Annotated in this window: 14 protein-coding genes; 12 read left to right on the top strand and 2 right to left on the bottom strand. The window is 67.4% G+C overall.

Features of this window, described 5'->3' with window-relative positions:
- The first annotated feature begins 114 nt into the window (after positions 1 to 114).
- Together D9R02_RS07895 and D9R02_RS07890 are read left to right on the top strand one after the other, a co-directional pair.
- On the top strand, positions 115 to 726 hold the full coding sequence (locus D9R02_RS07895) for a nucleotidyltransferase domain-containing protein (protein ID WP_035885414.1): 612 nt from the start codon (positions 115 to 117) through the stop codon (positions 724 to 726).
- Positions 726 to 1,106, top strand: coding sequence for a hypothetical protein (locus tag D9R02_RS07890; RefSeq protein ID WP_019311152.1), 381 nt, complete (start codon positions 726 to 728; stop codon positions 1,104 to 1,106). Before D9R02_RS07895 ends, D9R02_RS07890 begins: the two co-directional genes overlap by 1 nt.
- An 18-nt stretch (positions 1,107 to 1,124) precedes the next feature.
- Here the strand turns inward: D9R02_RS07890 and D9R02_RS07885 are convergent, their stop codons facing one another.
- Positions 1,125 to 2,117 (bottom strand): phospholipase D-like domain-containing protein, encoded by a 993-nt coding sequence (locus tag D9R02_RS07885; protein ID WP_019311151.1) that lies wholly within the window; start codon positions 2,115 to 2,117, stop codon positions 1,125 to 1,127.
- A 303-nt stretch (positions 2,118 to 2,420) separates the two neighbouring features.
- On the opposite strand from D9R02_RS07885, the gene D9R02_RS07880 reads away from it, so the two are divergent.
- The 8 genes from D9R02_RS07880 (at position 2,421) to D9R02_RS07850 (ending at position 14,966) form a co-directional block, all read left to right on the top strand.
- Entirely contained in the window at positions 2,421 to 4,394 is a 1,974-nt protein-coding gene (locus D9R02_RS07880; RefSeq protein ID WP_121566701.1) for a type I restriction-modification system subunit M, read from the top strand.
- Between the two features lie 146 nt (positions 4,395 to 4,540).
- On the top strand, positions 4,541 to 5,680 hold the full coding sequence (locus D9R02_RS12000) for a restriction endonuclease subunit S domain-containing protein (RefSeq protein WP_147435337.1): 1,140 nt from the start codon (positions 4,541 to 4,543) through the stop codon (positions 5,678 to 5,680).
- A gap of 9 nt (positions 5,681 to 5,689) precedes the next feature.
- Positions 5,690 to 8,890 (top strand): type I restriction endonuclease subunit R, encoded by a 3,201-nt coding sequence (locus D9R02_RS07875; protein ID WP_121566700.1) that lies wholly within the window; start codon positions 5,690 to 5,692, stop codon positions 8,888 to 8,890.
- Positions 8,891 to 9,135: 245 nt separating this feature from the next.
- On the top strand, positions 9,136 to 9,432 hold the full coding sequence (locus D9R02_RS07870; RefSeq protein ID WP_019311146.1) for a hypothetical protein: 297 nt from the start codon (positions 9,136 to 9,138) through the stop codon (positions 9,430 to 9,432).
- A 306-nt stretch (positions 9,433 to 9,738) separates the two neighbouring features.
- Positions 9,739 to 10,947, top strand: a complete 1,209-nt coding sequence (locus D9R02_RS07865; RefSeq protein ID WP_019311145.1) for a TAXI family TRAP transporter solute-binding subunit — start codon at positions 9,739 to 9,741, stop codon at positions 10,945 to 10,947.
- Positions 10,944 to 13,091 (top strand): TRAP transporter permease, encoded by a 2,148-nt coding sequence (locus tag D9R02_RS07860; protein ID WP_019311144.1) that lies wholly within the window; start codon positions 10,944 to 10,946, stop codon positions 13,089 to 13,091. The genes D9R02_RS07865 and D9R02_RS07860 overlap by 4 nt, the downstream gene beginning before the upstream one ends.
- Before the next feature lie 172 nt (positions 13,092 to 13,263).
- Positions 13,264 to 14,094: an enoyl-CoA hydratase/isomerase family protein gene (locus D9R02_RS07855; protein WP_019311143.1), complete on the top strand. Its 831-nt coding sequence runs from the start codon at positions 13,264 to 13,266 to the stop codon at positions 14,092 to 14,094.
- Positions 14,091 to 14,966 carry a 3-hydroxyacyl-CoA dehydrogenase family protein gene (locus D9R02_RS07850; protein ID WP_019311142.1) on the top strand — a complete coding sequence of 292 codons (876 nt, stop codon included), beginning with the start codon at positions 14,091 to 14,093 and terminating at the stop codon, positions 14,964 to 14,966. Before D9R02_RS07855 ends, D9R02_RS07850 begins: the two co-directional genes overlap by 4 nt.
- A 6-nt stretch (positions 14,967 to 14,972) precedes the next feature.
- Here the strand turns inward: D9R02_RS07850 and D9R02_RS07845 are convergent, their stop codons facing one another.
- Entirely contained in the window at positions 14,973 to 15,896 is a 924-nt protein-coding gene (locus D9R02_RS07845) for a LysR family transcriptional regulator (protein WP_019311141.1), read from the bottom strand.
- 122 nt (positions 15,897 to 16,018) lie between these two features.
- Between D9R02_RS07845 and D9R02_RS07840 the strand changes: the two genes are divergently transcribed.
- Both D9R02_RS07840 and D9R02_RS07835 read left to right on the top strand, forming a co-directional pair.
- Positions 16,019 to 17,290 carry a CaiB/BaiF CoA transferase family protein gene (locus D9R02_RS07840; protein ID WP_019311140.1) on the top strand — a complete coding sequence of 424 codons (1,272 nt, stop codon included), beginning with the start codon at positions 16,019 to 16,021 and terminating at the stop codon, positions 17,288 to 17,290.
- Positions 17,291 to 17,362: 72 nt separating this feature from the next.
- Positions 17,363 to 18,565, top strand: coding sequence for an acyl-CoA dehydrogenase family protein (locus D9R02_RS07835; RefSeq protein ID WP_019311139.1), 1,203 nt, complete (start codon positions 17,363 to 17,365; stop codon positions 18,563 to 18,565).
- The last annotated feature ends 104 nt before the right edge of the window (positions 18,566 to 18,669 follow it).

Here is an 18,669-nt window from a genome sequence, read left to right as displayed (position 1 = left end):
GGGGAGGTACGGGGTGGGCATGGGTCCAGGGTAGGCGGCGGCGGCAGAGGATGGGGCTGACACAGGGCCCATTGGACACTCGAACGCGTACAATAGTGAGCGATTGGAGGTGTCATGAGACTGCAAAATCCGCTTGGGGCACTGTGTCCCACCCTGGAATCGGAGATCCTTCTGGCGCTCGCACAGGAGGATGGCCTCACCCCGGGCCAGCTGGTGCGGAGCAAAGGCATCGGGGGGTCCGTCTCGGGTGCCCGGAAGTGCCTGGAGCGGCTTACCAGCGGGGGTCTGGTCCGAGAACGCTCGATCGGGAACCGGCGGGAGTACTCCCTCAACAAGGACCACCTTCTCGCCGAAGTGGTGACCCGGGCGGTGAACGCGCGCGCCCAGTTCTTGTCCCAGCTGCAGTCCCGGATCGCCCAGTGGACCACCAATCCCGTGCAGGTCACACTCTTCGGTTCCGCCGCTCGCGGAGACATGCGGGACGAGTCCGACATCGACCTCCTCGTCATCGTGGAGGACGACCCGGACGACGAGTTCTTCGAAGACCTGAACGACCTTGCCATCCATGCCAACGCACTGACCGGGAACGATGTTCGCCCTCTGGTCTACGAAATCTCCGAGGTCCTGCCCGCACCGATCTTCGACTCGATCCTGCGGGACGGTGTCCACGTGTACGGAGACCAGCAGTGGCTGCGGCAGCGATTGGGCTTGACGGTGGCAGCCTGATGTCCGCTCGATCGGATGCACTCGCTCGCCTGGCAGATGCACAGGCATTTCTCGACGCCGCTGAGACCATTATGGTGATGCACCCTCAGGTCGAGTACGCGGATGTCGTGGCCACCAACGCCATCCATGCTGGGATCGCAGCCTCGGATGCCCTCTGCCTGATCACCCTGGGAGGACATTCCAAGGCAGATAACCACGTTGACGCCGTCCGGTACCTCCGCTCTGCTGGCGGCGACCACACCACGCTGGGCCGCCTGCTCACGATGAAGACACGCGCCGGATACGGGGTCCAGAGTCTGACAATGGTGAACGCGACCAGGTGCATCGAGTGGGCGAAGAAACTGGTGGCTGCTGCCGAAACGAAGGTTTCCCCGCCGTGAGTCAGCGAGAGTCCTGCGTCAGGAACGTGGCGCGACCCCATTGGCACACAGACACCTCACGGCCTCCGCGAACTGGTCCAGGCGCAGCCGCATGTGGCCCCGCCGCACCGGGGCGCGAAGGCCCAGGTCAGCTTTCTTGTAGTCCACGTCGTGCAGTGGCACCAGACGAGGGCGGGTCCTGTTGATCCAGGGCCAGCGTTCGATGGCGTCCTCATTTCGTACTTGACCTCGGAACAGGGGAATGTCCGTCTTCCACTCCGCTTCGCCCGTTATCTCCACGATGGCGTAACAGTCGTTGGTGTCTCCCGCGCAGATCAACACCAGATCGCCAGCCCTGAACCCCGGGCGACCGCTTTTGGGGCTCGCAAAGAAGTACGGATCCAACCATGCCTCCGGCTTTGGCTCCCCGTACTCGACCTTGATCCACAGCTCTCGGTCCCCATTCTGCGCATCCAGGAGCACCTGCTCGGCCGCGCGGCGCAATCCAGTGGGGTCGGCTGGGTCCGGCACCCGCCCCGGCACGGGAGCGTCGCTCCGCGCCCTCTGCTCCAAATCCTCCAGGTCTGCGTCGGAAACAACGTGGGCGGGCCAGCCTTCTATGGTCTCTCGCAGGGCTACCACCTGATCGGGGGCCACCTCCACCCCGATTTCACGATTCGGCTCAACGGCATATCCCAGGCCAGCGCCCGTGAGATTTCCGGAACCCACGAGTCCCCGATCCCCCACCAGGAAGCACTTGGCGTGCAAGCGCTTCACGTGGCGCAACTCCACCCCAGCGGCGGCAAGCCTTCTCAATCCCTCCACCGAGAGGTACCCCTGGGCCGCCGCGAAGGGGTCCAGGACGGTGCAGAGGATGATCTCCCGAGTGGATTCCTGCGCGGCGCGCGCCACCCGTGCGCACTCCGTGAAGGACAGATACGGGCTGGTCAGCAGCACGTCGCCCTCGCCGGACTGCAGGGCATTCTCAAGCCAGAGGCCCGCGTGCTCAACGACCGCTCCATTCATCTGCATGGACCCACCCTAGTGACGACGACCCATCCGCCAACAGACTTCACTCCGAATCGCCCGCCCGATCCCCAGCCGCAGGAGGCACTCGCGCCGCCTGGCCAGTTGATCAGATGACTTCCGAAAATTATGAGCAACTGAGTTACTCATAAAAATGCGTCAGCCCGTTATGACTTCGGTGTGCACCGCGCCGCCCCGGCACCTCCCGCCCACGCCCGCACGACGCCGCTCCACCGGCTTCCGCGCCCCCGGCACCCCCGCGCCCTACACTCGGCAGTACCCTCCCGATCTCCACGTAAGGCCCCACAAGTGTTCAACCACGCATCCTTCATCTGGGGTGCCGCGGACATCCTCCGCGGCACCTACAAGCAGCACGAGTACGGGGACGTGATCCTGCCGTTCACGGTCCTCTTCCGCCTGGATGCGGTGCTGGCCCCCACCAAAGAGGCGGTGCTGGAGGCCATCGGCCCCCTGTACGTGGGGGTGGAGCCGCCCATCGCCATGCTGCGCAACCGTGCAGGCCACACCTACAGCTTCTTTAACCGCTCCCAGCACGACCTCAAGTCCATGCAGGGCGATCCGGACAACCTGGAAGAGAACCTCCGGGACTACGTCAACGCGTTCTCCCCGAACGTGCGGGAGATCTTCCAGAAGTACCGGTTCGAGGACACCATCGTGGACCTCGCCAACCACGACCTGCTGCTGCAGATCCTCCAGCACTTCTCCAAGGCCAACCTGCACCCGGACGCCGTCAGCAACGACCAGATGGGCCACATCTTCGAAGACCTGATCCGCAAGTTCGCGGAGGCGTCCAACGAGACGGCGGGTGAGCACTTCACCCCGCGCGAGGTCATCGACCTGATGGTCACCCTGCTGCTCACGGATGACGAGGACCCCACCGTCCCGGGTCTGATCCGCGAGGTGTACGACCCCACGGCGGGCACCGGCGGCATGCTCTCGGTGGCGGACGACAAGATCAAGTCCTTGAACTCCTCCGCCCAGGTGAACCTGCTGGGCCAGGAGATCAACCCGGCGTCCTACGCCATCTGCAAGGCGGACATGGTGGTGAAGGGCCAGCCGATCGACAACATCGTGCTGGGCAACACGCTCACGGAGCCGGCGTTCGAGAACCGCACGTTCCACTACTGCCTCTCCAACCCGCCGTTCGGGGTGGACTGGAAGCAGAACCGCAAGGACGTGGAGCGCGAGCACACGGTGGCGGGCTTCGGCGGTCGCTTCGGCCCGGGCCTGCCCCGCGTCTCGGACGGCTCGCTGCTGTTCTTGATGCACATGATCTCGAAGATGCGCGAGCCGGGTTCCGCGGACGAGAGCCAGGCGGCCGGTCGCGCCGCCATCGTGCTCAACGGCTCCCCGCTGTTCACGGGCGGCGCGGGCTCCGGGGAGTCGAACATCCGCAAATGGGTCCTGGAGAACGACTACCTGGAGGCCATCATCGGCCTGCCCACGGACATGTTCTACAACACGGGCATCTCCACGTACGTGTGGATCCTCTCCAAGGACAAGGCCCCGGAGCGCCGTGGAAAGGTCCAGCTGATCGACGCCACGGACATGTTCGTGAAGATGCGCAAGTCCGTGGGCTCCAAGCGCAAGCAGCTCTCAGAGGCGAACATTGCGGAGATCGCCTCCCTGTACCGGGATTTCACGGAGACCAAGCAGTCCAAGATCTTCCGCACGGAGGACTTCTTCTACCGGACCATCACGGTGGAGCGCCCGCTCAAACTCAACTTCGCGTGCACGCCCGAGCGCATCGAGCGCGTCATGGCCGCCAAGCAGGTCTCCAAGCTCTCGGACGACGACGCCGCCACGCTCCGTTCTGCTCTTACCGGCCTGTCCCAGCGGGGCGACGGCACGGTCAGCACCAACCGAGCCGCGTTCACCACAGAGTTCATGGAGGCAGCCACCGAGGCGGGGCTGCGGTTGAAGCCGGCCCTGGTGAAGGTGATTGTGACCGAGCTGAGCGAGCGGGACGAGGACGGCGAGCTCCAGACCGGCCGCCTCAACAAACCCGAGGCGGACTCCACACTGCGGGACACCGAGAACGTCCCGTGGGACGAGGACATTCACGAGTACCTGGAGCGCGAGGTGAAGCCTTTTGTCCCCGACGCCTGGATCGACGAGTCCAAGACCAAAGAGGGCGCGGAGATCCCCTTCACCCGCCACTTCTACGAGTACGTCCCGCCCCGCCCGCTAGACGAGATCGACCGGGACCTGGACGAGGTCCTGGGCCGCATCCGCGCGCGGTTGGAAGAGGTGAAGAAGTGAGTCAGGTCAGTAGGGGGCAAAGAGCTTCGTGGCTAGATGACCTGCCAGCAGGCTGGGAGGTCCTGGAACCTCGGCGGATTTTTGCACTGCGGCGGGAAGCGGAGCAACCAGACGACGGACATCTTACTCCTTCGCAAAAATACGGAGTGCTCCCCCAGAAACAATACATGGAGATTACTGGCAACCGTGTTGTACAAAATCTTTCTGGCACCAAAATGCAGCACGTAGAACCGGGTGATTTCATCATCCACTTGCGAACCTTTCAGGGTGGCCTGGAGCTTTCTCGCACCCCGGGAAAAGTCAGCCCCGCGTACACTGTCGTCACCCCACGCGAGTCCGTCAATCCAGAATACTACAAATATGCACTGAAATCTCAGGGGTATATTTCGCAGATATCATCCGTGACTGATCAGCTCCGTGACGGCCAGTCGATGAGATACGGGGAATTTAATTTGACCCCTCTACCTGCGCCACCCCCCACAGAACAGCAGGCAATCGCGGACTACCTCGACCACGAGACCGCCGAAATCGACGCGCTCATACACAACCTCGCCTATTTTAGAGACCTCCTCATTGAAAGCCTCAGGTCTAGACGCTACCAGTTATTCACGCCCACGGAGGATTCGGACAAACTTCGCATTAAGCAGGTCGCCAAAATCGGCAATGGGTCAGGATTCCCTCCGGCCCTTCAGGGAAACCCGTCCCAGGAAATTCCGTTCTACAAGGTCGGGTCTCTTCGCCATTCCCGGAACGGCAGTCTTGTCGATTCGCCAGACTCAATCAGCAGGGAGACCGCCCGTCAAATAGGGGCTACGATATTTCCACCTCACACAATTGCAATGGCTAAGATTGGGGCGGCCCTTCTCCTCAACCGACATGCCATGACCACGCGAGCGTCCTGTCTCGACAACAACTTGATGGGGCTAATCCCCAACCATCTCGTCAACCCTGGCTTCTTAATGCATGAGTTGGCAAATATTGACCTAGGGCCGATGACCAACCCGGGGGCTGTTCCCTCGTTGAATGTCAACTGGTACCGAAATGTCGAAGTCTGGGTCCCCAGCAGGGGGCACCAAGAAACCGTCTTGCGTGAATACGAAGCACATCGAATATTAATTGAGGCGACTGTGGAAGATATTTCAGAGTCCGCTCGCCTCGCCCGCGAGCGCCGCGCCGCCCTCATCACGGCCGCGGTCACGGGTCAGATCGACCTCACCGCCAGGAACAAGCCAGCCGCGGAGCAGCTGGAAGACGACATCGCGCAGGGTCTGCACAGGGAGAACTAGGGAGAGCCCATGAGTCAGCAGCACCAGGAGAAGAAGCTCCAGCAGGAGATCGCCACCTACCTCTCGGAGCACGGGTGGCTCCACTCCCCCACGTCGGAGGGGTACGACAAGGAACGCGCGATCTTCCCCGAGGATGTGCTGGGCTGGCTCGAGGACACGGCCCCGGAGAACTTCGCGAAGGTCGTCCCGCCCCACGGTGACGATGCCGCTCGGGCCAAGGGCGAGCGTCGCATCCTGGACCGGCTCACCAGCCAGCTCTCCCAGCCCGAGCGGGACGGCGGCGGGGTGCTGAACGTGCTCCGCAAGGGCTTCCTGGTGCCCGGTGCCCGCCGCTTCAAGATGCTGCAGATGCCCCCGGCGGATGACCGCAACCCCCAGATCGCCGCCCGCTACGCCCAGAACCGGCTGCGCGTGGTCCAGGAGGTCGTGTACTCCACCCGCAAGGCGGATCGGATCGACCTGGTGTTCTTCCTCAACGGCCTGCCCGTGGCCACGGTGGAGATCAAGACCGACTTCACCCAGTCGCTCCAAGCGGCGATCAAACAGTATGAGAACGACCGCACCCCCGCCGGCGAACCCCTGCTGACCCCGTTCAGGGGCGCGCTCGTGCACTTCGCCCTCACGGACCACGACGTCTACATGACCACCGAGCTCAAGGGCCCGGGGACGTCGTTCCTGCCCTTCAACCGCGGCCACCACAACGGCGCGGGCAACCCACCCAACCCCCGCGGCGCGCGCTCCTCGTACTTCTGGGAGGAGACCCTGCAGCGGGACACGTGGCTGAGCATCCTCACCAAGTTCGTGTACGTGAACCACCAGAAGAAGGTGGACCCGCGCACGGGTGCGGAGATCGACCGCGCGCAGATCCGCTTCCCCCGCTACCACCAGTGGCGCGCGGTCAGCCGGCTCACGGCTGCGGCCCGTGACGACGGCCCGGGTCACAAGTACCTCATCCAGCACTCCGCCGGTTCCGGCAAGACGGACTCCATTGCGTGGACCGCCCACCGCATGGCCACACTCCACACGGCCGCGGGTGACAAGGTGTTCGACACCGTCTTCGTGATCGCGGACCGCCAGGTGCTGGACCGCCAGCTCCAGGACGCCGTGGACCAGCTGGTCAACAGCACGGGCCAGTTCCAGCCCATCACCTCGGGCTCGGAGGGGTCCAAGACCGGGCAGCTCCTCGAGGCGCTCTCGGCGGGGGGTCCCATCATCGGCGTGACCCTGCAGACGTTCCCCTATGCGCTCTCCAAGATCCAGGAGGAGGGCGGCTCGTTCGCAGGTAAGCGCTTTGCGGTGATAGCCGACGAGGCCCACTCCTCGCAGTCCGGCAACGCGGCCAGCGCGGTCAAGGAGCTGCTGTACCTCAACGACCCCACCGCGGCCACGGGATCGGACTCCCCCGCAGTGGACGAGAACGGCGAGCTGGAACCGGGCGACGACCAGGACGCTCTGGTCCGCATGGCCGCCCAGGCGGACGACGGCCACCGGATCAGCTACTTCGCGTTCACCGCGACCCCCAAGGCCAAGACCATCGAGCTCTTCGGCACCCCCAACGAGGCGGGCAAGAAGGAGCCGTTCGACCTCTACTCCATGAAGCAGGCCATCCAGGAGGGCTTCATCCTGGACGTGCTGAAGAACTACACCACCTACGAGCGCGTGGCCAAGATCGCGCTGCGGGGTTCGGACCCCGCGAACGTGCCCGGCGGGAACGGGACGAACGGCAGGGACGGGGCGGCAGCGGCGTCGTCGTCCGGGGAGAGTGCGGAGAGCGGCGAGGTGGACGTGCGCCGGGGCACGCGCGCGTACATCGGATTTGTGGAGCTGCACCCCACGAACGTGAGCTCCAAGGTGGACGTGATCGTCAAGCACTACCTCACCACGGTGCAGCCCGCGCTGAACGGGCGCGGCAAGGCCATGGTGGTCACCGGCTCGCGCGCAGCTGCGGTGCAGTACCAGCGCGCGTTCCAGCGCCACATCGAGCGCGAGAACCTGCCGCTGAAGACCCTGGTGGCGTTCTCCGGCACGCTGCCGGACCCGGACGTGGCGGTGATCGGCGGCGGGGAGGCGCCGGAGGTCACGGAGGCCTCCCTGAACCCGGACGTGCGCGGGCGGGACCTCGCGGCGGTGTTCAACCAGGACGACCAGAACATCCTGATCGTCGCGAACAAGTACCAGACCGGCTTCGATCAACCGCTGCTGGTGGGTATGTACGTGGACAAGCAGCTTTCCGGCATCGCCGCCGTGCAGACGCTGTCCCGGCTCAACCGCCGTATGGACGGCAAGACGGACACGTACGTGCTGGACTTCGTGAACGACCCGGACCAGATCCTCGCCGCGTTCCAGGAGTACTACGAGGACGCCGAGATCAAGACCCCCTCGGACCTGGACCTGGTGATCAAGCAGCTGGAGAAGCTCAAGGCCGCCGCCATTTTCACGGACGCGGAGGTGGACCAGGTGTGGGACGCGTGGAACCACGTCCACGGCCGCCACACGGCGCTGCTCCCGGGCTTGGACCCGGCCGTCTCCCGTTTCATGGAGCGCTGGGAGCGGGCGGGCGACGACGCCGCGGAGCGGGACACGCTCGAGGAGTTCCGTTCCCTGCTGGGCCAGTACGTGACGTCCTACGCGTTCTTCTCGCAGATCCTCAACTTCGGGGACCCGGAGTTCATCAAGCTGTCCGTGTTCGCGGATCTGCTGGGGCGCCAGCTCAACGCCAGGCTGGACACCGAGATCCCCGAGACGGTCACCGCGGAGGACGTGGTGCTCACGCACTACCACCTGGAGAAGCAGCGCGAAGAAGACTTGAAATTACAGGAAGACCAGGCCGAGGGGCTGCGCGGGCTCACCGAAGTGGGCATGAGCAAGCAGGCGGAACGCGAGCGGGCCGCCAAGGCCGAGCTGGTGGAGAAGGTCAACAAGTACCTCGGTGGGCTGGACGCCTCGGACGAGTACAAGGTGACGTCCGTGGACCTGTGGCTCACCCCTGCCCAGGAGAACGAGAATCTCCGCCAGCAGGCCCGCAACAACACCCCGGCGGACTTTGCCCGCTCCCCCGAGCTGCGGGTGGTGCTGGAGGACAGCGTGTGGCGGCACAACGACCTCTCCGAGAAGTTCGCGAAGCTCCTGCAGGACATGCCCACCGAGGAGCTGGTGTCCCTGGCCATGGCGGCCGGGTTCTACGAGCGGCTGCGGGGGCAGGCGGGGTAGGGCGCGGGGAACCCGTGGTGCATGGGTTTCCGCGGTGCCTGGCGGCCATGTGCTGACGGTTTTCACGGCAGACCTGAACCCGGTTGAGGTCAAGCGCGGGCGCACTGGGCGGCTGCTGGCGGCTACTGACCGAGAGCCGAGAAGAGTGGCCATTCGGCTGATGTGCTGTCCGCTCCATCATGCCAGCGTGAAAGAAGACCAGCCCACGCCCTGCGACGAACGGGGCCAGGACCCGAGGAGTCGTCGTGAGCCAGATCGAGAAATTTCTGCCCGGGATCATCTCCCTGCTGTGCGTGGTGATTGCGCTGCTCCTGCAGTTCCTGTGGCACCAGAGCACCTGGGCTCTCATGATGGGGCTGCTGGGGCTCGTGATCGGCCAGATTCCCGCGCCGGGGACGGCGGCCCGCAAGCGGGCGGCTCAGGAGGCCGCGCGAAACCGTGAGGAGCGCAAGGTCCGAGACCAGCGGCGTCGTCTGCTGGCGGACGTGCAGGCGCACCAGCGCAACGTGGCTCACGGAGGGGGCCCGGCGGCGTCGCGCTGAGTCCCGCGGACGCCCGGGACGGGGCCTGACCGGAGACCCGCTCCGATCACGGACCGACCTGAGCCCACGCTCCATGCCCGCCCCGCCGGGCATCTGGACCGGAAACGGCGCCCACCCGTGTCGCACCCCGGCCCGGCGTTGCCCGCCCCAACCACCGCTGATACCCGTTACGCATAAAACTCGCGAGTAAGTGTCGTAGATCACTTCGTGGCTGTATGAATGAGAACCTCCGGTTCCCCTGGCCGCGCCCACTGGGGCGGGACGCAGGACCCGGTCGATCCGTCGGACCAGCTCAGTGGAGGCCCCATGCCCCGTACACTCAACCGCCGCGCGCTTCTGGCCGCAGCGGCGTCGTTGCCCGTGCTGGCCGGTGTGGCCGGGTGCTCGGGCGGCTCGACGGCCGCCGGGGGCACCCAGCAGCTCGTGTGGTCCACATACGGCGTGGGCACGGGCACGTACAACGACCTCGCCGCGGTGGCCAACACCCTGACCCAGAAGACGGGCCGGCAGATCCGGCTGATGACCTCGGACACCGGCATCGGGCGCCTGGCGCCGCTGATCAACGGGACGGCGCAGTACTCGCGCACCGGGGACGAGTACTACTACGCGTTCGAGGGCAACGACGAGTACTGCTCGGAGCAGTGGGGGCCGCAGGCACTGCGCCTGGTGTGGACTCCCCCGGGCAACTACGGGGTGCTGGTGCGCAAGGACAGCGGCATCGAGACCGTGGCGGACCTCAAGGGCCGGAAGTTCCCCAAGCTGATCGCGAGCACGTCCATCAACCGCAAGATGGAGGCGATCCTCAACTTCGGCGGCCTCACCGGCAAGGACGTCCAGATGGTGGACGTGACCTACAGCGGCCAGATCGAGGCGCTGAAGACCGGGCAGATCGACACCCTGTACCAGAACGTGGTGGGCGCCAACGTCTCCGAGCTGGCCTCCCAGTACCCCATCCGCTGGCTGGACCTGGGCGGCGGCACACCCGCCCAGTACGCCACGTGGAAGGAGCTGGCCCCCATGGTCAAGCCCGGCGAGTTCTCCAAGGGAGCGGGCCTTGCCAAGGGAGAGACAGCGGTGAACATGCAGTACACCATCCCGGTGGTCGCCCGCGCGGACCGGCCCCACGAGGAAGTTGCCTCTCTGGTCGCGGACATGGACCGCTACTACCCGGACTACAAGGACACCACCCCGGACGCCCACCGCTTCGGCGCGGACCAGATCCAGCTCACGCCCCTGGTGATCCCGTTCCACGACGCCATGGTGGAGTTCCTTGAGGGCAAGGGCCGTTGGAGCAAGGACCTGCAGACCCGCCAGGACGCCCTGCTGGAGCGCGAGCGCCGCATGCACGAGGCCTGGCCCGCGTTCTGGCAGGACCACAAGGACCGCGACGACCCTAAGTCCGCGCGCAAGGAGTGGGTGGACTGGAAGAAAGCCAACCTCCCCGAGCTCCCGGACACCCCCGGCACCCTGCCCGGCGCCTCGTCCACCACCGCACCCTCCGGAGGCCACGCATGAGCACCCCGTACCAGTCCGGCGACGCCGCCGGCACCGCCAGTGCCTCGGGTCCCGCTGGCACCACTGGCCCCGTCACCGCCCCCGGACCGGCCATCGACCCCCGCACCGGCGCGGAGATCACCGCCACGCACCCGCACGGGGGCGACGACGCCGCCCAGCCCACCATGCCCTCGGACGTCTCCCTGCACGACGCGAGCCCGCGGCTGACGCCGTTCTGGCGCAGCCTGGTGATCGTGCTGACCGTGGTGGGCGTGCTGCTGACCATGAACCAGGTGTTCTTCTGGAACGTGGGCGGGGTGACCATCCCCACCAACTCGTTCCTGTACCTGCTGATCGCGGTGTTCGTGCCGATCGTGTTCATCGTGACCCCCATTCGCAAGCGCGCCCCCGGGTCCGCGGCTCGGCAGCGGCGGGGCGTGCCGTGGTACGACGTCCTGCTGCTGCTGGCGGTGATGGGCACGTGCGCGTACTTCGCGGTGCACGGCATCGAGATCCAGGAGTACGGCTGGCAGTACATGGCCCCCACCCTGGCCACCGTGCTGAGCTTCGTGTTCTGGGCCCTGATCCTGGAGACCCTGCGCCGTGCCGCCGGTCTGGTGGTGCTCGTGATCGCGTTCCTGTTCTCCGTGTACCCGCTGATCGCGGGGATCATCCCGCTGTCCTTCCTGCAGGGCATCTCCTACGACCTGCCCACCCTGGCCCAGGTGCACACCATGGGCGTGGACAGCGTGCTGGGCCTGCCGCTGCAGACGGCGGGCACCATCCTGGTGGGCTTCCTGCTCTTCGGCGTGGTGCTGCAGCACACCGGCGGCGCGGACTTCTTCCACGAGCTGTCCATGGCCGTGTTCGGCCGCTACCGCGGCGGCTCCGCCAAGGTGGCCGTGGCCAGCTCCGCGGCCATGGGCATGATGAGTGGCTCGGCGGTGTCCAACGTGCTGACCACGGGGCCCATGACCATTCCGGCCATGAAGCGCTCCGGGTTCAGCGCCCGGGTGGCCGGGGCCGTGGAGGCCACCGCGTCCTCCGGCGGGTCCATCACCCCACCCATCATGGGCACCGCGGCGTTCCTCATGGTCTCCTTCGTGGGCGTGCCGTACACGACCATCCTGGTGGCGGCCACCATCCCCGCGATCCTCTACTACCTGGGCATCTTCCTGCAGATCGACGGCTACGCCGCCCAGCGCGGCCTGCGCGGAACGCCCAAGAACCTGCTGCCGCGCGCCCGCCACGCCCTGGCCATGGGCTGGCCGTACCTGGGTGCGCTGGCCGTGCTCACCGTGCTGCTGTTCACCACGGACTCCGAGGCCCAGGTGCCCTACTGGGTGGTGGCCATTCTGCTGCTGATCGCCCTGCTCAAGCCCAGCGTGACGTTCGGTCCCCGCCAGTGGGTGGACATGGGCGTGGACGTGGGCAAGACGCTCGCGCAGATCGTGGGCATCATCGCGGGCGTGGGCCTGATCCTGGGTGGCCTGACCGCCACGGGCGTGGCGCTGTCCCTGTCCCGTGACCTGGTGGCCCTGGTGGGCGACAACGTGGTGCTCATCCTGATCGCCGGCGCCGTGGTGTGCTTCATCCTGGGCATGGGCCTGACCATCTCCGCCGCGTACGTGTTCCTGGCCATCGTGATGGTCCCGGCCGTCACGGCCCTGGGCGTGGACCCGATCGCCGCGCACCTGTTCGTCATCTACTGGGCCTCGGTCTCCTACATCACCCCGCCCGTGGGGCTCGCGGCCTTCGCGGCGGCCGGCATCTCCAAGGCCTCCCCCATGGCCACGTGCTTCTCCGCCATGAAGCTCGGCGCCGTGAAGTACGTGGTGCCGTTCGGCTTCGCGCTCAACCCCGCACTGGTGGCCCAGGGCCAGCCGGTGCACATCGTGCTGGCCTTCCTCTCCAGCCTCGTGGCGGTCTACGCGATCGCCGCGGCCATGGGCGGCTGGCTCACGTTCGTGGAGCGGCAGCTGCCCGTGTACCTGCGGGTGGTTCTCGCGGTGGGCGGATTCATGATGTTCCTGCCCGGCGTGCTCGTCACGGTCATCGGCCTGGCCCTCGTGGTCGCCGCGGCCGCGCTGGCGCGCCTCAGGAAGCCCCGCGCCGTCGTCGACCCCGAGACCGGGGAGATCACCCGGGTCCCCCAGGGCGCGTGACCCACCGCCGAGCGCAACCCCCGGGCGCGTTGCCCGCACCGCAACGGATTGATGCCGGATCGGAATGAATGCCCGGCCAATGCGACCCGCGTCACCGTCAGGCGGTATGAAAGAAGGTGACGACGAGCGCGGGCCGCAAGACCCGCACGAGCACACCGAAGGAGAACGCACCATGAGCGCAGAGAACACCGACGTCCTGACCGTGGACGTCACGGACGGGATCGCCCTGGTCACCGTGAACCGGCCGGAGGTGCGCAACGCGATCAACGCCACCGTGCTGCGGGCCATCACCGAGACCCTCGCGGCGCTGGCCGAGAACGAGGACGTGCAGGTGCTGGTCTTCACCGGCGCCGGGGACAAGGCGTTCGTGGCGGGCGCGGACATCAACGAGCTCGCCGTGCGCACACCCAAGGACGGGCTGAAGGCCACCATGCAGGGCGTGTACGAGAAGGTGGAGCAGTTCCCCAAGCCCACCATCGCGGCGGTGAACGGCTACGCGTTCGGCGGTGGGCACGAGCTCGCCCTGGCGTGCGACATCCGCATCGCCTCCACGAACGCGCAGTTCGCCCTGCCGGAGACCGGGCTGGGCATCATGCCCGCCGCGGGCGGCACGCAGCGCCTGGCCAAGCTCGTGGGCCTGGGCCGGGCCACCGAGATCGTGCTGACCGGGCGCCGGGTGAAGGCCGAGGACGCGCTGGCCATGGGGCTGGTGACCCAGGTGGTGGAGCCGGACGAGTTGCTGGACACCGCCCGCGAGACGGCGCAGGCCATCATGGCCAAGGGTCCGCTGGCCATCCAGCTGGCCAAGACCGTGATCCGCCACGGCTTCGACGTGGACCACCAGACCGGGATCCTGCTGGAGCGCCTGGCCCAGTCCGTGCTCTACAGCAGCGCCGAGAAGGCCGAGGGAACCACGGCGTTCCTGGAGAAGCGCGCCCCCGATTTCCGCACTGCAGCACAGAAGGACGCCCCGCAGAACGCACAGAAGGACGTGAGCAAGTGAGCGAGAACCCCCTGAAGGACATCCGGCACATCACCGTGATCGGCGCCGGGGCCATGGGCTCCCAGATCGCCATGGTGTGCGCCCTGGCCGGGTACGACACGGACGTGGTGGACATCAAGCAGGAAGCCGTGGACAATGCCTCCGAGCAGCTGCACTCCCGCATGGACCGGGACGTCAGCAAGGGCCGCCGCACCCAGCAGGACGTGGACGCCGCGTTCGAGCGCCTGACGTTCTCCACGGACCGGGACGCGTGCGCCGCGCAGGCGGACTTCGTGATCGAGGCCGCGGTGGAGGACCTCACCATCAAGCGCCAGGTCTTCGCGGAGCTGGACGCGGTGTGCCCCGAGCACACGATCCTGGCCACGAACTCCTCGAACATCGTGTCCTCGCGCGTGGCGGACGCCACCAACCGCCCGGAGAAGGTGTGCAACGTGCACTTCTTCAACCCCGCGCTGGTGATGAAGTGCGTGGAGGTGGTCCCGCACCAGGGCACCTCGCGCGAGACCGTGGAGACCGCCATGGAGCTGGCCCGCTCGATCGGCAAGGCCCCCGTGGAGCTCAAGAAGGAGGTCCCGGGCTTCGTGGCCAACCGCCTGCTGGGCGCGCTGCGCTCCGAGGCGCTGAAGCTCTACGAGGACGGGGTGGCGGACTACAAGGACATCGACGTCGCGGCCAAGACCGCCCTGAACCACCCCATGGGCCCGTTCGAGCTCATGGACATGGTGGGCATCGACGTGGTCTACCTGATCCGCCTGGCCGAGTACGAGCAGACCGGTGACCCCGCCTCCCTGCCCGCGGAGTCGATCAAGGAGAAGTACGAGGCCGGTGACTACGGCCGCAAGACCGGCAAGGGCTGGTACGACTACGAGTAGGACCCGCTAGCTCCCGGGGACCTCTGCGGCCTGGCCGCGGGGGTCCCCGTAGAGGTTCTGGGCCAGGCGCACCACGGCGCGCAGGGCGGGGTTGGGGTCCGCCGCCCGCCACACGAGCTGCACGTCCAGGGGGCGCTGCGGCTGGGCGAGGGGCCGGAACACCACGCCGTCCGAGGAGACGTTGTCCCGCACGGTGTCCAGGCTCAGGGCGCAGCCGATCTGCGCGGCCACGAGCACCACCAGGGTCCACGAGTCCGGCGCCACCTGCGCCACGCGGGGCACGAAGCCCGCGGCAGTGGCCAGGGAGGTCAGCCGGTTCTGCAGCGCGGCCCCCGGACCCGCGGGCAGCACCACCCAGGACTCCTCGGACAGCTGGGCCATGTCCACGCGGGCGGAATCGGCCAGCGGGTGGTTGCTGGGCAGCACCACCATGACTTCTTCGTGCCCGACCACGGAGCAGCGCAGCTCCGAGGGGATGAAGTCCCACCGCCCGATGGCCACGTCCAGGGATCCGTCCAGGACTTTCTGCATGGCGGTGTGGGAGAACTGCGAGCCGTGCAGCTCCAGGTGGACCCCGGGGCGGTGGGTGCGCACGTGACGCGCCAGCTCCGCGACCTTGCGGTTGATCGAGGCGCCTGCGAATCCCAGGCGCACCCGCCCGGTCTCCCCGGAGACGGACTTGGCGACGGCGCGGCGCGCGTTCTCGGACGCCGCCACCAGCTCGCGCGCGGGATCCAGCAGGGCCTGCCCGGCCGGAGTCAGGGAGACCTGCCGGGTGCTGCGCTCGAACAGCTGAGCCCCCAGGGACTTCTCGATGCTCTTGATGAGCCGGCTCAGGGGTGGTTGCGCGATGCGCAGGGTGGCGGCGGCGCGGCCGAAGTGCAGTTCCTCGGCAACGGCCAGGAACGCCTTGGCCTCGTGGACTTCCATGCCCGGAGCCTACGTGATTGTTGCCGCAGGAGCATTACTGAGCATCTCGTCTTGTATTGGACAGAACCCAATGCCGGTGGTTGTGTGTGGTGAAACACAGTCCCCGGCACAGTGGAGCGTTCATGTCCCCCATTCAGGAGTCGACCCCCGGGCCGCTCAGCGGCGTCGTCGTCGCGGACTTCTCCCGCGTGCTGGCGGGCCCGTACTGCACCATGCTGCTCGCGGACATGGGTGCCACCGTGATCAAGGTGGAGGGTCCGGCCGGGGACGACACCCGCGGGTTCAAACCGCCCAGCCGGGACGGGGTGGGCACCTACTACCTGTCCGTGAACCGCAACAAGCACTCGATCGTGCTGGACCTGGGCGAGCCCGCGGACCTGGAGACCGCGTACGAGATCATCGACGCCGCGGACGTGTTCATCGAGAACTTCAAGCCCGGCGGGCTGGCCCGCTTTGGCCTGGATCCCGAGACCGTGGCCGAACGGTGGCCCGCCCTCATCCACACGAGCATCACGGGCTTCGGCACGGCCGGCGGCGCTCACCTGCCCGGCTACGACCTGCTGGTGCAGGGGGTCTCGGGCTTCATGTCCGTGACCGGCTCCGCGGACGGCCCGCCGCAGCGCGCGGGTGTGGCGATGTTCGACGTCCTCACCGGGCTGCACGCCGCCGTGGCGGTCCTCGGTGCCCTGCACGAGCGGGACGCCTCCGGGAAGGGCCAGCACATCCACCTGGACCTGCTCTCCTCCGCGCTGTCCTCCCTGGTCAACCAGACCACGGGCTACGTCGCGTGCGGCAACGACCCCCAGCGCATGGGCAACGACCACCCCAGCCTGTTCCCCTACGGCCCCTTCCCCACCGCGGACAAGGACCTCATCATCACGGTGGGCAACAACCCCCAGTTCCGGCGCCTCGTCACGGTACTGGGCCTGCCCGAACTCGGTGAGGACCCCCGCTTCGACACCGTGGAGAAGCGCAACAACCACCGGGACGAGCTGCGCCCGCTGCTCAACGAGGCGCTCTCCTCGGACACCGCCGAGGCATGGGCCTCCCGGCTGCAGGCCGAGGGCCTCCCGTGCGCCCCCATCCTCAGCATCCCCGAGGGCGTGGAGTACGCCGCTTCCCTGGGCCTGGAGCCCGTGGTCGAGGTGGGCGAGGGCGAGGAGGCCGTGCCCCTGATCAAGAACCCCGTGACCTTCAGCCGCACCCCGGTGCGCTACGACAAGGCCCCGCCCGCCCTCGGCGCGGACGGCACGGAGGTCATGGACTGGCTCCGCTCCCGCCGCACGGCCCACGACGACGCCCCCGCACCAGACCGCGCGGCCGCCGGTGCAGTGCCCACGGCCGCGCACGACGACGCCGCCGGCTCCCCGGACGCCGCCCCGGACCGCGCGTAGTCCCTCCCCGCACCAGAATCCCGCGCCGCAGCGAGGCGACCCACCGCCTCCCGGCCACCGAAAGGACCCGTGATGAGCGAACTGCTCGAGAACCCCGACTTCTTCCTCCTGGACCAGGAGCTCTCCGCCGAGGAGACCGCCCTGCGTGACCGCGTGCGGGCCTACGGCCGGGAGCACGTGCTGCCCACCATCAACGAGGCGTGGGAGGCCGGGGAGCACCCCCTGCCCGTGTTCAAGGGCCTCGCGGACCTGGGCATCGTGGGCACGTTCATTGAGGGCTACGGCTGCCCGGGGCTCTCCCGCCAGGCGGCCGGGCTGGTGGCCCGGGAGATGGGCCGGATCGACGGCTCCGTGAACACGTTCTTCGGCGTGCACTCCAACCTGTGCATGGGCAGCATCTACATGCTCGGCAACGAGGAGCAGCGCCAGCGGTGGCTGCCCACCATGGCGAGGATCGAGAAGACCGGGGCGTTCGCCCTTACGGAGCCCGCCCACGGCTCGGACTCCGTGTCCCTGGAGACCTCCGCTCGCCGGGACGGGGACCACTGGGTGCTCAACGGGCACAAGCGCTGGATCGGCAACGGCCACGCCGCGGACGTCATCGTGCTCTACGCCCGGGACGAGGCGGACGGGCAGGTCAAGTGCTTCGTGGTGGAGAAGCAGGAGGACGGTCAGTACCCGCAGGGCTACCGCCCCGAGGTCATTGCCGGCAAGATCGGCAAGCGCGCCATCAACCAGGCGGACATCGTGATCGAGGACCTGCGGATCGCGGACGAGAACCGGCTGGAGAACTGCCACAGCTTCAAGGACGTCAACAAGGTCCTCAAGGCCACGCGCGGCGGTGCGTCCTGGGAGGCCGTGGGCCACGGCATGGCGGCGTTCGAGATCGCGGCGAACTACGCCCTGGAGCGCGAGCAGTTCGGCATGCCGATCGCCAACTACCAGCTGGTGCAGGAGCGCCTGGCCACCATGCTCTCGGACCTGACCTCCCTGCAGCTGATGTGCACCCGCATGGCCCAGCTGCAGGAGAGCGACCAGCTCACGGACGCCATGGCCTCCCTGGTGAAGATGACCACGTCCCGCAAGGCCCTGGACATGTGCCGCACCGCCCGGGACATGCTGGGCGGCAACGGGCTGCTGCTGGAGAACCACATCGGCCGCCACCTCACGGACATGGAGGTGGTCTCCACCTACGAGGGCACGGACTCCGTCCAGGCGCTGATCGTGGGCCGGGCCATCACCGGCGTCTCCGCGTTCACGCGCTCCCGCCGCTGAGTCCGGGCGGGCAGGGGTGGGAACGGGCCGCTCCGGGTGGTTCGCAGCCACCGTCCAGCACCGTGACGTGCGGCTCACAGCCGTGCCCGGGCGGAGCATGTCAC

The sequence above is a fragment of the Kocuria rhizophila genome, from assembly GCF_003667225.1.
Classification (GTDB): Bacteria; Actinomycetota; Actinomycetes; order Actinomycetales; family Micrococcaceae; genus Kocuria; species Kocuria rhizophila.
This window is presented reverse-complemented; position numbering and strand designations above follow the sequence as displayed.

What these genes read in the sequence shown, in the direction of transcription:
- D9R02_RS07895 (WP_035885414.1), top strand. Translation starts at nt 115, where the DNA reads ATGAGACTGCAAAATCCGCTTGGGGCACTGTGTCCCACCCTGGAATCG.
- D9R02_RS07890 (WP_019311152.1), top strand. Translation starts at nt 726, where the DNA reads ATGTCCGCTCGATCGGATGCACTCGCTCGCCTGGCAGATGCACAGGCA.
- D9R02_RS07885 (WP_019311151.1), bottom strand. Translation starts at nt 2,117, where the DNA reads ATGCAGATGAATGGAGCGGTCGTTGAGCACGCGGGCCTCTGGCTTGAG.
- D9R02_RS07875 (WP_121566700.1), top strand. Translation starts at nt 5,690, where the DNA reads ATGAGTCAGCAGCACCAGGAGAAGAAGCTCCAGCAGGAGATCGCCACC.
- D9R02_RS07865 (WP_019311145.1), top strand. Translation starts at nt 9,739, where the DNA reads ATGCCCCGTACACTCAACCGCCGCGCGCTTCTGGCCGCAGCGGCGTCG.
- D9R02_RS07860 (WP_019311144.1), top strand. Translation starts at nt 10,944, where the DNA reads ATGAGCACCCCGTACCAGTCCGGCGACGCCGCCGGCACCGCCAGTGCC.
- D9R02_RS07855 (WP_019311143.1), top strand. Translation starts at nt 13,264, where the DNA reads ATGAGCGCAGAGAACACCGACGTCCTGACCGTGGACGTCACGGACGGG.
- D9R02_RS07845 (WP_019311141.1), bottom strand. Translation starts at nt 15,896, where the DNA reads ATGGAAGTCCACGAGGCCAAGGCGTTCCTGGCCGTTGCCGAGGAACTG.
- D9R02_RS07840 (WP_019311140.1), top strand. Translation starts at nt 16,019, where the DNA reads ATGTCCCCCATTCAGGAGTCGACCCCCGGGCCGCTCAGCGGCGTCGTC.
- D9R02_RS07835 (WP_019311139.1), top strand. Translation starts at nt 17,363, where the DNA reads ATGAGCGAACTGCTCGAGAACCCCGACTTCTTCCTCCTGGACCAGGAG.